Source organism: Exiguobacterium sp. USCH10 (assembly GCF_037619445.1).
Classification (GTDB): domain Bacteria; phylum Bacillota; class Bacilli; order Exiguobacteriales; family Exiguobacteriaceae; genus Exiguobacterium; species Exiguobacterium aestuarii_A.
The window spans coordinates 481,719-498,557 of record NZ_JAQPZO010000001.1 but is presented as its reverse complement, the minus strand read 5'-3'; the positions used below and the strand labels follow the sequence as shown (position 1 = coordinate 498,557).

Below are 16,839 nucleotides of genomic sequence, written 5' to 3'. Positions count from 1 at the left end.
TTATTTATCTACAAATTATCTTTACATAGATAGATTATCATATTTATGGATAGTCATAATATATCCATAGGAAAATAATTGGGTATTTTCTCTTATTATGTTTTCAAGAATCATTCTAATAAAAAACTGATTCTTATAAATATAAGAATCAGTCAAAGTTTGATTATGAAAACGAACATACACAAGGAATCGTGTCATCTTTTTCAGCAAGATAAGCTTCAACTCCATCTCGCTCCATCATTTCGCGATATTCACGTAATGTAAATGGTCCACCATTCCGTTTGAGAATAGATACGTCCTTTTGGAATTTCTCACGGAATCGTTCTTCCATAGCTTCTTGCTCTGCATATTGATCTGGCCATACTTTATAGAGAAGAGCGTAATGACCCAATCCACCGCGTACACAGCGACCTCCGCAGTTTGCGTGTGAGAAGCCAAGGTCGTACATGCGTGGCAATTTGATTCCCCATTCGTTTTGGATAATTGTCTTGGCGTCCATATCCTCTTTAAAGATTTCAATCATTGGGAACCGAGTTTCGATTGGTTCGATTGGATTATGCTCATAAAAGTTTTGGAGATTAATTGCTCGATGCTGCTCGTGTGGACCGATACCAAAGTACAAGATTGGCTCCAAATTATGAATATCTCGTAATTCTTCTAAGAAAATCATAGTCTGTCTGACTTTTAATTCTTCTGAGCATTTAGCCATACGTGAATTTCCGAGAAAACGCATATCAAAAAATACTTCTTCAGGGGTTCTACCGTCGATACTAGTAGTGATGTCTAGTCCGATGTAATCTGCAACTTCTTCCATGAATCGATAATTGTCCATGTCTTCCCATAATGTATCAGTAAAGAAAAGAATCGAATTTTCTTTGCCGTATTTTTGCACAATATGATAAGCGACATATGCTGAAGAAGCACCACCGCTAAACATTGCAACATGAACAGGTTTTCGACCGTGTTCTGCTGCGCTATAGTCTTTATTGTTTAATTCCCCGAGCGCAAGGCGGCTCGTGGTTTTTTGTGTTTTAACATTATTCATATTCATTTAGAACACCTCATATCCTTAACGTCTTCATATTATTACAGTAACGGAATGCAAATATACAAGAAACAAAAATGCTTACTTCTAAAACATATATTATAGGATAAGTAGCTTTTAACCATAACCAAAAAATAACCTGGTAAAGTTTTTTCCTTCTCAACCCCTTTTATTTACCATACATTAATATTACAATAATAGGAAGAAACGAAAATGTGAAACTTTATTATATTTTTGAATGGATAGTTTGAAAGGATGATATGTATGGACAACAATCATGTATGGAATCACTTAGTATCAGTAGCTGAAAGTGAAATTACATTTACTTTAAATGATGTAAAACGAATGATTGATTTTAATCCGACTGAACAAATTTTTTATATGCAATCATTGTTCCTCCCACTTGCATACAATTGGATGATGGATTTAGGAAGTTTCTACAAATATTCTTTATTACCGAAGTCATATTTTGAGGCTCACTCTATTCAATATGGATGGAAAGCATTAAAAACAAACTATAATTTATCTATGAAAAATTATAAAGAAGGAATTCGTTTTTTAGAAATTTGCGATATTGCAACAAAGCGTGATCTTAAAACAAAAGAAGCAAATGAAGCTTTGAGAATTTTATTAGAATTAGGTCAGTCATGGATTGCAGATTTTGAGAAAATGATAATTAATAACGAACCAAACTCTGATATCAAGAATGTGCATGAGAATTCATCATCAAAAAAATTAACACTGACAGATGATCTTACTAACATTGGACAAGCGGTTGAGCCGATGATTGAGCCGAAATATGTTGAACCAATTGAACCAAAAAGTGAGAAATCGGTTTCTCAAAATAACAATCTAGAACAGGAGAGTGCTTCAAATATGAATCAGGAATTAGTTCAAGATTCCGAAAAACTTGGAGAAATGAACGTGAGGGAACAAATTAATCCTTTTGTTGATTTCATGCATCAATATGACTTAACTACAGCTGACTATTCTAAAATCTTTGACGAGCATACAAAAAAAATTGAGTACAGTATCGATACTAACATTAATCAAAAAATTATTGATGAATTGTCAAATTCTCCACGTTCGATAATTATTACCGGTAATGCTGGTGATGGGAAAACTCGAATTTGTAGAAATGTCTATGATCAATTGGTGGATGAACCGTTTGAGGGTTGGCCAGAATCTGGCATAGAAGAAATTACATATAAAGACTATAAAATTCGGATTATTAAAGATTTATCTGAATTACGAGATGAAGTCATCGTTTCAGAATTAAAGAAAATGCAAGAAACTTTACACGATGCACACCATAAACTGTACTTCTTAATTGCGGCGAATGAAGGAAAACTCACTCATACATTAATTAAATACCCAGAGTTAAAGGACTTAAAGAATCATGTTGTCCCTCAGTTCATGTCACCAAATAAAGAAATCAAAGAGACAGAACAGGTAAAAGTTTATAACTTACTTTACGCATCATCATCTGTATACGCTGAGAAAATTATTGAAGAATGGAATAAGGAAGTGAATTGGGACATTTGTGGGACTTGTTCAAGTCGTAATAAATGTATTATCTATGATAATCATAATGCACTTAATAATTCAGTGACTCCTAAACGAATGATGCGGATGTACAAGTCCCTTGATATGAATGGAAAGCATATGACGATGCGTGAGCTTCTTATTCATCTTGCATATACTCAAACGGGAGGTATGACTTGTCGAAATATACATGAAGCCTCAAATAGTGAAGCTATAAATGAATTGGCTAAAAAATCATATTATGAAAACTTCTTTGGAAACAATTTAAGACCAGAGATATTCGAGGAAATTAATGGTATCCAAGAATTTAAATCGCTAGATCCAGGCTATATTTCGGATTCTTTAATTGACGACTATATTTTGAATGGTGACCTAAGTAACCAAGATAAAACGAAAGAATCACACTCTAACTTATTTAAAGAAGGTATCGATGTCGAAAATGGAGCTTACTATGAAGAAGTAAAAATGTATCGCTCTAACATTAATGGGGACAACGTAAACGGTGTTGAACTGATGAACAAATGGTTCCCGAGACTACGTCGTAAATATTATTTCGAGTATAAAGACAATAAAAAAGTTGAGCAGTTGATTCCATACCGTCACCGCCATGAGTTTATTGGGATTTTGCATAAAGGGAAAATTGAACACAGCACAAAAATAAAACTCGTAGATGGATTGAATACATTTTTCGCAAAACGTATGGTCTATTCTCCATCAAATCAATTATATGTCGCATCGGATAGCCTATTAGTTCATCAAATTATCGGAATAGATCAAATTGATTTTGTTATTCAAGAGAAAAATGAAGATATAGATCAAGCTAGCACACTACTGTATTTGAAAATCAAAGATGTAGAGTTAGAAATTAATTTAGTAACATTCGAATATTTAATGCGACTTAGCAATGGCGGTATGTTGAATGTATTACGTGAACATGTCGAAATTTTATTAAACAGCTTCAGAAACAGACTCATTCCAATGAAGAAGCAAAATGAAGACATTCTACAAATATTAAAATTTGATTATTCACAAGGTGCATTCGTTTTAGAAACTATTGAGATCAAATCTTCAGATGATATTGAAAATGATGAAATAGATTTAGATGATGACTATTAATAAAACTAATCTTTAGAACAGGAGAGTACTTTATGGAACAAGAAAAAGTCAGTTTTTCAAGTAAAATTGGTGCAGAGATATGGGGACATCGATTTAAAGATGGTCAACGGGGACCAGAATACACACTAGAATTTTTAAACGTTATGGCGGGGACAGGATTCAGTTTGCAACGAAAATATTATAATCGTCGAAAAATGATTGAATTTCGTCAATTTGTTTTTGAAGGAGAGAAAGAAGGATCAAAGGGTCATATCGCTATTTTTGATAATGAGAAAAAAGATGTAATTCGAGAGAAACTTGGAATTAATGAGAAGCAGCTTGAAGACTTACAAGTATTTTTCAAGAACTTGACGATTCCGCTTACAACACCTATGGGTAAGCCGGTAGATCGTTCTTGGTATGCTCAAATGATGTATCCACTACATGAATCGCTTCTTTTCACTGAAATTCGAGCGAATAGAGACAAAGGTAAATCGAATAACCCGACATATAGCTACGAAAGAAACTTTTTCGCTAGGGGCGGAGAGTTATATTATTTAATGCTTCATTATGGAACATTAAATAATAAGGAACTTCGAGAAAGTATCGAAGAAAATATGAAAAGTTTATTATCCAACTCAAGTGGGCTGATAACTGTCGTTAATCAAATAAACGAAGCATTTGCGGAGTATGCCTCAACTGAAGATACTACTGTAAAGAGCGATCAACCTGCACCATTAATTAAAGATATCGAATTGGACGGTTTGATTAGCGGATGGGAAAAGTCTGAATATCCTTTGTTACCATCTACTAACTTAAAGCTCTATCAAGAGTTTGCAGAAGAACTTAATGCACTTTTGACTTTAAAAATAGATGTTTATGAAATGTTTGATATTTTAACTTCTTTAATTACGTTTCAGCTTCATCGATATATGATTTACCAGGCAGAACAAATTGTTCAAGAAAAAACTCATTACTTTATTGATTGCTTTGAAGGTCAAAATAAGTCAATCAAGTTTTTGGCTCAAGATGCGTATCGAATTCATGAAGCGGTTGTCAGTGACGCTTATAAAACATTTGTAGAAAAACGTGTTGCAGAAGTATTTCCTGATGAAATAGCCGAGAAGAAAATTGAAACTTGGTTAAATAGCTTAGACGAAACCAAAAAAACAAAAGTAGACGGTTATTCATCATTTTTTGAAGAACTAAATTTGAAAAATTTACATTCACCGAAAAAGAAAAAATTGATTGAGGCACTTGAAGTGTCAGATAAGAAAAAAGCTAAAAAAATGTTGAAGTTACGCATTACAGAACTTTATATGGAAGATCTATCTAAATCACAATTGCCTATAATGAAAACTTTAGCACGAGATGGTCAATTTATTATCTCTGGAAAGGGTGCTAAGGCTCGTTATGTTCTAAACGATAAGATATTGAGTGCACTAGTATATGCAACCTTAAACGGGGATGGGTCGCTCCCATATGATGATTTTCTAAATAAATTGTACGATAAATTTAATATCATCATTGGGGAGAGTGCGGCGAAAGAATCAGGCCTTTACTCAAAAGAAGGAATCAACTTGTCTCACTTTAGAAATAATGAGAAGAAAATGAGACAAAAGTTAAAACAAAATGGATTATTACAAGAGTATTCTGATGCCACTGCATTAATCCGAAATCCTTATTTCGCTTAATACGGAAATAAACAAAGGAGATTATGAATATGTCAGTAAGTACATCATATAAAGAAACAATCGTTGGGAATTGGATTGCACAGTATATATTGAATTATCTTAAGGACCACAAAAAGAAAAATGCAGAAAAGGTACTCATTAAAATTGAGGGGATTAATGAGGAGTATTTCCCAGCCGTTCTGAATTCGTTATTAGAGGAAGAGGCTCACTTTAAAACTTTTTATAATCCATTGATTCGAACAATTAAGCAAATTGATGGTTTTGATTCATTTGTTTTAAACGAAAATGAGAATGGGGTTTGGTTGAGAAACAATGTGAAGTCTAGTGAAGCTCTCATTCTTCTAATGAACGAGAGAACTCCTGAGGCACAAAGTCTAAAAGACATCGTCTCAATTGATGAAACTCAATTGCTCTCGGACGAAGGGCTAGATAGCTTAGATCAAGCACTTTCTGAGAAAAAGTTCTTAGAATCTCATCAAATTAAAGATTTGATGAGATTGATTGGAGCATATCAACACAAAGGAGAATTAGATTTACAACTCTCTATGTTGATTGCATATTTAGAGGATGTAATCAAAGTAAAAAATTCTTCAGATGAACCTTTTAAAACGATTCTTGGGAAACAACTTCCTCACTTTAGACTTTTTAAAGATGAATTTTTAAAGTTTGAGTCTTTAGAGTCACTTCGAAAACAGCTCAGAAAAAACTTTTTGTTAAGTCATCTTAGAAAAACAATGGTAACGTATCTTGATTCAGAAAAATTATTGAAAAATGTAGAGAATTTTATGTTGAATGAAGAGAAGACAAATTACTCCAGTGAATTATGGGAGAGCTTTGACGATGAAGTTCATTTTCTGGAGAAGGCTATGCAATTTATTGAACGAAAGAACAATGACTTTCTTTCGATGGTTTCTTACACAGACGCAGAGCGTATATTTGGGTTTAAAGTTTCAAATACCCTGAAAGATAAATTAAATAATGCTCGAGATATTTTAATTGATAAGTATAACAATGCTATTGATAGTGCAAAAACAATAGAAGAAGAAAATCAATTGAAACAACAAAAAATTGATGCGGAAAATCGATTTGATCGTGGAGTTGAAGCTGTAAATTCAAAAGCTGACATCGATGCTATTCGAGATTTTAGAGAAGAATATGAACAAGAATTAGAACAAGAAGGAATTTTGAAAAAGGTCGTAAATATCGAAAATAAGTTAGAGAATCCTTCAGAATATATTGATATGTTTGAAGCTATATTAGCTGAGAGTTTAGTAATGCTCGAGGATATTGATCATGAGCAGTTTGAAGGGAATTTATCTTTTGAAATTTCTGTTGATGAAAATCAAGAACTTTCAGAGAAACAAGCAATTTTCTTTAATTTTCATCTAAAGTCTTTATCGATGCTTTCATCAAATATTATTGTGTTATCACATTTAAAAGGCTCGGAAGAGATTTCAAAAGAAGTTGAATCGTTACCAGTAAGACTCCGACTTCTTCGGAATGAAGAACCAATTGCTAAGACTGATTTTAAAGTGGATGCAGGAGAAGCGATAAGTGGAAATAGTTTTACAAATTTTATCAATCAAATTCAACATGGTTATTTACAGTACATTGAAATTAAACGAGGCACTCCTACTGAAGGGGACTTTAAAAAATATTTAAATGAACAAAAAACTTATACATCTTTGACCGATAAGCGATTATTAAACCCTATCGAACAGTTTGATCAATTTAATCAAGAATATACTAAGATACTTCAAGCTGTTTTGAATGAAGAACGAGGCATTACGGCAGATGATTTAAAAAATGTTGCAACACTGACAGAAAACTTCTTGAAGTGTTCTGAAACAGATGTTGATGGAGTCCGCAAAATCTATTCGTTACTTAATGAGATGGGTACGATCAATATCGTTGAAACAAAAAATAGTAAACAGTCTGAAGTGGAACGAAAAGTAGTATCAATCTTTAATCCAATTCGTTTCATTGCATATGGTTATAAATTAGTACATTTCGGCAAATTGATTGAAGATTTATCTGACACTTCGACTGGACGAAATAAAGTTCAAGATGTAGAAGACCTTAAACAATACAAAGAATTCTTAAGAGGATCGTTTGCTAACCTGGCGCCTTCTTATTATGTTTCACAAGCAGGTAATCATTTGTTTGCGCAGGATGAGTTCTATGGGCAGGGTACTTATCTTGAAGGTGGCGAAATTGAGAGTGTTGCATCTCAAGCTACTTCATTTGCAAAAGAGATTGAAAAAGTCGCAAATGATTATGTACGCGTTTATCCATATACTGCTGATTGTTTAGACATTTTATTTTTGTATGTAACAAACTTAGAATTTGTTAAAAAGAGTATCGAACAAATCCTAAAAAAAGATAGTGTAAGAAAATTAAATGTCACGATTCATAGCCCAGCTAGGGCTGCAATGCTATATGATGAAATCAATCAATGGATTCAATCTCAAGAAGATTACGTAAACGCAGTAGATGCATTTGGTGAGTTCCCTAGACTTGAAATAAATGTTCTACCGTTCAGTGACTCAAAAACTCTAGAAGAAAAGTTAGATTCACTGATGCTTGATTTTGATTTAGCTGTCTTTATCGATTATTTTGGACAACAAGATAATTTAAAAATCCCACATCAGTTTTATTCAGAACCATACAAAGAGTGCGGATTAGAAGATAAGCAATGGACCTTCTATGAAAACCGTGAATTCAAATCAATTAAAGAAGGTACACGTCTACTAAACTATGCTTCTCCAACTCAGCCTAAAGTCATGCAACAATTCTATAATATGCAAGCCATTCTAAATGACGGCATAATCATCGAAGCTGAAAAAATTGGATTACTTAAAGGGAAATTATCTGTAACACGAACAGAAACAAATACATTGTATAAATTGGCACATGAAAAATTCAATTGGGTTATCACATATGATAAATTTATGGACCCACTATTGATGAAACAAGTAGCAGAAGGTTCTAACATTATTCGATACCATGTGAATCGATCAGGTAAAGAAGAAATCAAAGTGCTTGTTTCTTCTTCGGATTCAATTCGAAGATCATCTGAAAAAGAAGTCGAAACAAATTATTATAGAACTAGACTTCATAGTCGTCTTAAAGACCAATTGAAAGTCACTACTTTAGACGAGCAAAAAGTAGATGAGTCTCTAAAAATTGTAAAAGACTTATCTGGAAGCTTAGTACTTCGTGCTTTAGGTCCTGGGAAATTTGTAAACGAGTTCTTATCAGTATATCTGACAGTTGTTCAAAATAATGAAAATCAGAATGACGTAGTACTATGGGATATGTGTGATGAGTTAGAATGGTTTAGAACACGTCAAAAGAGACCGGATCTTTTAAAAACAACTATTCAATATTCATCTGAAACAGGAACATATGATATTAACTTTGATTTAATTGAACTTAAGCTGATTCAGCAGGAGAGTTATGTAAGTGAAGTCACAGATGCAAAAGTTCAATTATTATCAGGTGAAAGAGCTCTTCAGAAATTCTTCAGACGATTTGACTCACCACTTGAACGTGAGTTATATCTTAACTCCTTCTTATTGCATTTAGAAGATAAGAGAGCATATGAAGAGTATGAGCTTGCACTATTACACGAACTTAAGAATAACGTGAATGCAAAAATCAATTTCTCATTCACAAAATCAGTATATGCATATATTCATAATAAAAATACTGATTTCGAAGGAAGAGTTCAGTTATCACCGGGTCATTATTACGAAAAAGAAGATGAAGATGGTATTGTTGTGCATACGTTTACTAGATCCTACATCTTATCAGAAATGAATGTCTCGAGTGATGAATTGATACTCGAGATTCCAGAGAATGATGAGGATGATTTGGTGCCTTTAAAGGATGATACAAGCAACACATCGTCAAGCACATCAAATGAAAACGAGTGGACTACCCCTACTTTAGTAAGTCCAATTCAGCGACCGGATGATATCCTTGTAATTGATGATGAATCTAGTGAAATAGACTATCATAAAGACTCTGTAGTTCATACTCAGCCGAAGTCTATTAATCAAACTCACAACCAATATCCCGAGGATATTGCATTGGTAAATGTTCAAGTACCCAATGAAGGTTCTTTTGATGAAACACTTCAGACACTTGGAAATCGTTACGCGGATACTTTACAGACGAAACTAAGAATTAATGGTGTTCAGTTTACAGTAGAACGAACGATAGTCGGAGCAAGTGTCATTCGAATTATTGGGAGAATTCCACCAAATCAAAGTATTTCGGCAGTTGAGAAGAAAGCGAAAGACATGCCTTTGTGGTTACAAATCGATTCTCCACCGACTATTTTTAGTGATAGAAATGGGATTAATATCGATATTAATCGTAATGACCCTGATACAATCTTTTTCTCTCAATTTATGAAGTATGTTCGTAACGACGTGAAGAAAGAAGACTTAGATAAAGGATTCGTGGTCCCGATTGGATTAAGCCCATTAAATGAAGTTATGACAGTTGATTTTAATGGAACAGAGCCGCATATGTTGGTTGCTGGATCCACCGGAAGTGGTAAAAGTGTAAGCTTAAACTCGATTGTCATGTCTATGATGTGTCTTTACGAGCCGAAAGATCTTCAATTTGTATTCATTGACCCGAAACAAGTTGAGTTTTCGATGTTTGGCGGAGTAAAGCACACTGAAAAAGTATTGTTAGACTTAATGGAATCTGCTGATTATTTAGATGTAATGATTGCAGAAATGGAAAGCCGTTATAGTAAGTTCAGAGATTCATTTGCGAAGAACTTAATGGAGTATAACGAACTATTGATTCAGGAAAACCGTCCTGATGAAGTATTACCACGCGTCGTCATAGTGTTTGACGAGTTTGCTGATTTTATGATGCAAGATAAAGAATTTGCACAACGAATTGAAACTGCAATTAAGCGTTTAGGTCAAAAGGGTCGTGCTGCAGGTATTCATATGATTGTGTGTACACAATCTCCAAAAGCGGAAATTATTAGCACAACAATTAAAAATAACTTAGCTGCAAGATTGTGTCTTCGAGTCACAGATAGTGTCGCATCAAACGTAGTCATGGATACCTCTGGTGGTGAAAACTTGGCTGGAAAAGGTGACTACTTGTTCAAAACAAATAAAGAACCGGCACGTGGTAAGAGTCCTTACCTTCAACCGCAAGCTTTACGCGCACTAATGCAACATTTCAAGAAATAAACCGTGAAGTAGCTACGAACGTAGCTACTTCACTTCTTTTGGAAGATAGGTGGGAAAAATATGGGATTTGGACAACATCAAAGTTTTTACTTTCGTCCATCATGGATTAATAAAGGATTAGAACACATTGGTCAAAACTCTAGATTTTTTTATGAGAAAAACCATTTCGAAATTCTCGGTCTTGGAAAAAACATGGCTAAATCTTTGAGACATTGGTTGATTGCTACAAATGTTGTAGAGGAGCAAAAGGGAAAACAAACAGTTCATACCTTTACTGATTTTGGTCAAATCATTTATAAATACGATCGACATTTGCAACATGGCTTATCGTTAGGGATGTTACATTATTATCTTGTAACGAATAAAGATATGGCGACTTCATGGTACTGGTTCTTCAATGAGTATCGAGAGTCAGTATTTGATCGAGAAAGATTAATTACAGCTTTAGAGAAGTGGATAGAGGTTAGTGGGTTAAAAGCTGTTTCACCTAACACGCTTAAACGTGATATCGACTGCCTTCTTAATATGTATGCATTGAAGGATTATAAAAATTTAACTCCAGAAGATGTCATATCATGTCCCCTCGAAAACTTAGAGATGATTTCTAAGAACGTAAGTAACTACTACACGAAGTCTTTTGCAGATGTAGATGAAATACGAGATATTTTATTCGTTTCTTTACTCGTATATTCAGAAAAGCATGGACAGAATGAATTTGCGGTAGAAGAGTTAGCTGAGAGTCCAGAACTTTGGGGGAAAGTGTTCAATCTTTCAAGAAGCGCAATCGTAGAATATGCAACACAAATGACTGAAGGATATCCAATTAGATTCATCAGAACGAATAAGCTTGACACGATACTCCTTACTAAAGAAATAACGTCTATTGAGGCTTTGAAAGAAAAATTCGAACAATATAGTAAAGAGGTAAGTAGTTATGCATAAGTTTCAACCAAGTATCAATATCTCGTACGATTTTCAGAAAGATAATTTATTGACGCAATTTGTGCCGAATCAAAAACAATTATCAATCATTCAAAGAGTTTTAGAAACTGTAACGAATGCAAATGAGAACATGAACTCTCACTTGTTAATTGGACCTTACGGTGCTGGAAAATCGATGGTCGGAGCCATTATCTCTAATTTAATGATGAGCCGACGAAACGGAAAAACATTGAAGAGTTTTTATGCAAATGTTGCTCAAATTGATCAAGAGCAAAGTGAATTTTTAGAAAATCTTATTAGGTCTAAAGATAAACGTTGGATTCCAGTAGCGATTGTTGGTCATTCAGGCAAGTTGGCAGAAGTCATTCTCCAAAATACTGTGGAAGCCCTAAAAAAAGAAGGAATCTCATTCAGCTTAAAAGGTGAAGAAGATCAAATCATTCAGACGATAAAGAATTGGCGGATGAATTATCAGAGTACGTATTCTAACCTTGAGAAGCTGTGCGCTCAAGATAACCAAAGTCTTGATACTTTAGTTGCTCAAATCAAAGCTGGAAGCAAAGAAGCGATAGATTTGTTCAAGAAGTACTACACAATCCTTACTTCAGGAGCATCATTGATTGTTACAACTAAGACAACTGAATTAGAACAATTAGAATATATTTTGAAACAGCTAAAAAAACAAAAAGTTGGGCTGTTCATTACTTATGACGAATTTGGTCGTTTTCTTCAACTACTTGATAAATCTCAAACATATAAAGCGATGCAAGAAATGCAAGACCTAGCAGAACTCTCGAACCGGCTTGATAACCTAGGTATTCTGTTTATTACTCACTCAGGGTTAAGACAGTATGCAGAAAAAAATAGTTTTTCAAAATCGGAATTAGAGAGAGTGGAAAAAAGGTTTAGCGCCCACTATTTAGAGAGTGATTCTTCTTTATTTTATCGGTCTGCATTTAAAGTATTGGGACGACAAGAAGAAGTCAAAACGCCAAGTTTGTTTCTTCAGAATGATATTGAACGATATAAAATCGATATTGCTAAATTTAATTTATTCCCAGAGATGTCTGCACAAGAAATCGATGGAACAATATTAGAAGGATGTCAACCGATCCATCCACTCACCATTTATTTATTACCTCAACTATCGAATATATTAGGTCAAAACGAGAGAACTCTATATATGTTCTTATCTCAGTTCGACGGTGAATTTGACGAAACAAAATGGTATTACGCAGATGAGTTATTTGATTATTTTTATTCGGACGAAACACTCTACTATAGAATTGAAGAATTAAAGCAATATCGATTTGCGGTCAGTTATGGAGTTTCCGATAATGCCCTTCGTCTTATAAAATTATTGACTTTGCTCGAGAATTTTAAAGGGAAATTTTTAGTACAAGAAGATTTAATTAGTTTTGGTCTTGGAATCAGTATGGATGATGCGAAAAAAGTTATTGAAGAGTTACTTCAAGTAAAATTACTAAGGTACAATCGCATCTCTGGTTCTTATGAGATGTATACGGGTTCAATTATTGAAATTGATGATTTAATTAAACAATACCGCTTAAAAATTAAAGACGATGATCTTCTTAGAGCTCAGCCTTTAAAAGAGCTTATTAAGAACAAGTACTACCTCCCATTAACTTATAATAGCGATAAAAGTATGACGAGATATATTGAAGTAGATTTTTACTTTAACTTAGACTCTGTTGATAACGTACATGTTTCGGCAGATGGTGAAATGTCTGTACTTTTATTAGGTGAAGATGAACTAGATGACGTACTATCTTTAGCCAAATATTCTAAAGGATTTTCAGACAGAATTTTTATTGGATTCGTATTAGATAAACATGAATTAGTGGAGAAAATTGATGAGTACCGCACACTAATACACATGTTGAATGATAAAGTTCTATTAAAATCTGATGAACAGTTAGAATCAGAAATCGGATACCGGATTGAAAACTTAATTTTTGAAATTCGACAATATCTATCACCGTTAGAGAATTTTAGTTCGAAACAATTAACATGGTATTCCGATGGAAAAGAAATTGGAAACATTGATTCTAGATTTGCATTAGAGAGTTTTTTGTCTAATTGGATGAATAACCGGTTTAGTCAAACATTAGAAGTAAGGAATGAAGGATTTAACAAGCAAAGAGTTTCAAAGGTACAGCGAAATGCTGCGATTAGTGTCTTAGACAAATTGATGAAAAGTCGATTAATAGAGGAGATTGAGATTGAAGGATTTGGTCCAGATTATTTGATTTATGTTTCAATTTTAAAAAATAATCATTTAAATCCTTTTGAACTAACGAATTTAGACTCAATTATTCTGCAAGATATGCGCGAATCATTGTTGAATTATATTGAGACTTCTGATCGCGGTAACTTACTCACGCTCATGAAAATCCTTCAAAAAGAGCCTTTTGGGATGCGAAAACCGATTGTGCCGATTTTGACAGTTTCACTATTGAAAGATTATTGGCATCAACTTTCGTTTTATGCGAACGGGCTATTCGTTGAAGAAATGAATGCGGAACTTTTGTACTCAATTCTTGAGCAAGAAGCAGGTTTTTATGAATTTGAATTCTACAAATTAGATGAACAAGTTCGTCAAACTATTTTAAAGGTGAATGATATCTTCTTTGATAATTCATTTGAAGAACACCCTGTACAATTATTTAGTAAATTGCGGAGATGGTTACGCCAGTTGCCTAGATATACCCAAATCACTTCGAATCAATCAAGCTATTTAATTGATTTCAAGGATATCATTAGGTATAGCGAGATTGATCCAATGGATGCAGCTAATCGTTTGAGTCAACTCATTAAACAAACAGGTTTGGTATTTTCTGACGTGAAAGAAGAATTAGAATCTCATTTGTCATTAACTAAAAATGAATTGAGAAGTAAAGTGAAATCGATTTTAGCGATAGACAATGATTTGGAGAGTTGGATGGACTCCAATCGTGAACTCGTATCGAAAAATCCCATTTTGTTTGAAGTGATACATTCTATGGATCAAGGTGAAGATTGGCTAGCGTTATTAATCCGTAAAACGGTTGGTGTTCGTCTAGATGAATGGTCAGACGTTACATTAGATTCTTTTGATTCTTCTGTTCGGCGTCTAGTCGTTGTTTCAAATTCAGAAGAAACGATTCGGGTTGTCACAAATAATCAAACAACAATCGAAATTCAAAAGATGGACCTCTCCGTTAAAGGAAAAACGATATTTAATAATGTTCAGCGTATTGTAAAATCGAGTGGGCGAACAATGCAAGCTGAAGAAGTAAAGTTTATTTTGTATAAACTGTTAGAGGAGTTAGAGAAAAGTTCGGAGGAGTGACGATGCGTCTAGATTTAGTGAGAAAAATTGAATTTGCAATAAAAAGTCATGGTGGAAAAGCGAGCTTAAAAGAAATCTATGATTATGTTGAGAAGTCATTTTATCAACTTGGTTTAGACGAATACAAAGATTGGAAATCACAAGTAAGGAAGCATATTCATATGCATTCGAGTGATTGTGATATTTATCGAGGAGAACGAGATTTATTCTACTCAGTCGAAGGTAAAGGAAAAGGCATTTGGGGCCTCCGACAATCCAATAACTAACGAAAGCGGGACCAATTTCACTTGGTTCCGCTTTCAATGTTTACAAAACATCACACCCTATTGTCACACAATGTTCATTCCTGTACACTTCGATATTGTGTGCTAAAAATTATGTTAGGGGTTAGTCAATGGAACTTGTACAGCAATTATCTCAAATGCAACTCATCAACCAATTCTGGTTGCTTATGGCCTTCATCATTCCAATGGTCATTTTATCTCGTATGGTCGTGGCAGGGACGCGTTTCTCGCCAATCCTCGTCATCGTCATCTTCGGTCTCGGTCTCGGATTCGGGATGGTCGAGCTCGGCATCGCGACACCGGGTCTTCCTGAATTCCCGCTCGTCGACTTCTTGTCACGGACGACAATCATCGCATTAGTCGTTTCGTTCTTCGTCGGCGGACAGGAACTTCGTAAGATCTTAAGCAAACAAGAGCTCGACATGGAGGACATCGTCGTTCCTGCAAAAGAGGAGATGTTCCTCGGAACGGGACGTACGCAGTTCATCTTCATCCTCCGTTCGTTCTTCTTGCTCGTCGGTTTGGAAGGGTTCTTCCGTATGGCAATCGAGCCAGGTACGGCAGAAGGGATTGCGCTTTACTACCCAATCCTCGCACTTCTCGGTCTCGCTGTGTCGTTCTTACTCATCGACCATAAAGCACAGATTCAGGACAAGAAAGTATACATGCAAAAAGGTGTCATCGAGACAGTCCTCTTGCTTGTCATCTTGTTCGTCTCGTTCTTGATTGCGACAGCAGTCCAGCCGATTATCGCACTTCCGCAAATCTTCTTCGCGATGTTGATCTCGTCAGCGCTCGGTGCCATCTTCCATAACTGGACGTATGGACCGACTGTCCGCGCGCTTCTCTTCGCAGGGATTCCGGTCGTCTTGGCTGCCAACTTCATGGTTGGTGGTTCACGGATCGGTGATGCGTTCGCGATCGAAGGCATGAACTCGATTCTCGTCTACGGTTTCTTTGGTCAGTTGTTCTGGATGTTCGGTGGAATCGCACTCATCATGTGGTTCGCTCGTACGGGTCACATCCGTAACCTCGCGCCAGGTATGGCGGGGTCACTTTCACACAGTGGTCTCACAGGTGCGTGTACGGCTGGGGACTTCGGTCAAGTGGCGGCAAAACGTGCGCCAATCATGATCAACATCCCGTTCTTCGGACACATTTTCGTCTTCTCGATCCTCGCAGTCAGTGCCGATAACGGCGCGCTCTGGATTTGGCCGACAGCCATCATCGTCTTGATCGGTCTCGCGCTCACGGCGCTCGCGTTGAAAAACTTACGTGCGGCGAACGGAGAAGACTTCAAAGAAGTCAAAGCGCTCATGCAATTCTCGTTCGGGTGGCAGATGATGGCCGTATTCGGTGGTCTCGTCATCTTGACGTTCAGCACGATTGCATTTGATTACACGACGATGGCACAATCGTCAGCGATCTCGCACTTCGGCTTGTTCGCAGCGGTCCAAGGCGGAATGTTCGGGACGGAAGCATCGCTTCTCATCCCGCTCATCTTCTCGATGCCGTTCCTCGTGCACCCGATCGTCTTCTACATGTTCGGTAAAGCACTCGATAACAATGGCGAAATGCCACGTGTGCCGGTATATGCGATGGCGCTCGTCGGTGTCGTCGGCGTATCTGCAGCGATTTTCGTTTTATAATACGA

8 protein-coding genes are annotated in these 16,839 nt (G+C 35.5%); 7 read left to right on the top strand and 1 reads right to left on the bottom strand.

Going from position 1 to position 16,839, the window contains the following annotated elements; genetic code table 11:
• Positions 1–163: 163 nt before the first annotated feature.
• Positions 164–1,051, bottom strand: a complete 888-nt coding sequence (locus PQI28_RS02535) for a phosphoadenosine phosphosulfate reductase domain-containing protein (protein WP_251028259.1) — start codon at positions 1,049–1,051, stop codon at positions 164–166.
• Between the two features lie 258 nt (positions 1,052–1,309).
• Between PQI28_RS02535 and PQI28_RS02530 the strand changes: the two genes are divergently transcribed.
• From PQI28_RS02530 to PQI28_RS02500, 7 genes are all read left to right on the top strand, one after another.
• Positions 1,310–3,706 (top strand): hypothetical protein, encoded by a 2,397-nt coding sequence (locus tag PQI28_RS02530; RefSeq protein WP_339962450.1) that lies wholly within the window; start codon positions 1,310–1,312, stop codon positions 3,704–3,706.
• Between the two features lie 32 nt (positions 3,707–3,738).
• Positions 3,739–5,379, top strand: coding sequence for a hypothetical protein (locus PQI28_RS02525; RefSeq protein WP_339962449.1), 1,641 nt, complete (start codon positions 3,739–3,741; stop codon positions 5,377–5,379).
• A gap of 29 nt (positions 5,380–5,408) precedes the next feature.
• Complete coding sequence (locus PQI28_RS02520; protein WP_339962448.1) at positions 5,409–10,607, top strand: FtsK/SpoIIIE domain-containing protein; 5,199 nt, start codon at positions 5,409–5,411, stop codon at positions 10,605–10,607.
• Positions 10,608–10,667: 60 nt separating this feature from the next.
• Positions 10,668–11,549, top strand: coding sequence for a DUF4007 family protein (locus PQI28_RS02515; protein ID WP_047795535.1), 882 nt, complete (start codon positions 10,668–10,670; stop codon positions 11,547–11,549).
• Complete coding sequence (locus PQI28_RS02510) at positions 11,542–14,901, top strand: hypothetical protein (protein WP_339962447.1); 3,360 nt, start codon at positions 11,542–11,544, stop codon at positions 14,899–14,901. Before PQI28_RS02515 ends, PQI28_RS02510 begins: the two co-directional genes overlap by 8 nt.
• Positions 14,902–14,903: 2 nt before the next feature.
• Positions 14,904–15,167, top strand: coding sequence for a hypothetical protein (locus PQI28_RS02505; RefSeq protein WP_339962446.1), 264 nt, complete (start codon positions 14,904–14,906; stop codon positions 15,165–15,167).
• 128 nt (positions 15,168–15,295) lie between these two features.
• Positions 15,296–16,834 carry a hypothetical protein gene (locus PQI28_RS02500; protein WP_214747869.1) on the top strand — a complete coding sequence of 513 codons (1,539 nt, stop codon included), beginning with the start codon at positions 15,296–15,298 and terminating at the stop codon, positions 16,832–16,834.
• Positions 16,835–16,839 lie beyond the last annotated feature (5 nt).

Coding starts and splice junctions, on each gene's coding strand:
- PQI28_RS02505 (WP_339962446.1), top strand. CDS start 14,904: ATGCGTCTAGATTTAGTGAGAAAAATTGAATTTGCAATAAAAAGTCAT.
- PQI28_RS02520 (WP_339962448.1), top strand. CDS start 5,409: ATGTCAGTAAGTACATCATATAAAGAAACAATCGTTGGGAATTGGATT.
- PQI28_RS02525 (WP_339962449.1), top strand. CDS start 3,739: ATGGAACAAGAAAAAGTCAGTTTTTCAAGTAAAATTGGTGCAGAGATA.
- PQI28_RS02500 (WP_214747869.1), top strand. CDS start 15,296: ATGGAACTTGTACAGCAATTATCTCAAATGCAACTCATCAACCAATTC.
- PQI28_RS02530 (WP_339962450.1), top strand. CDS start 1,310: ATGGACAACAATCATGTATGGAATCACTTAGTATCAGTAGCTGAAAGT.
- PQI28_RS02515 (WP_047795535.1), top strand. CDS start 10,668: ATGGGATTTGGACAACATCAAAGTTTTTACTTTCGTCCATCATGGATT.
- PQI28_RS02510 (WP_339962447.1), top strand. CDS start 11,542: ATGCATAAGTTTCAACCAAGTATCAATATCTCGTACGATTTTCAGAAA.
- PQI28_RS02535 (WP_251028259.1), bottom strand. CDS start 1,051: ATGAATATGAATAATGTTAAAACACAAAAAACCACGAGCCGCCTTGCG.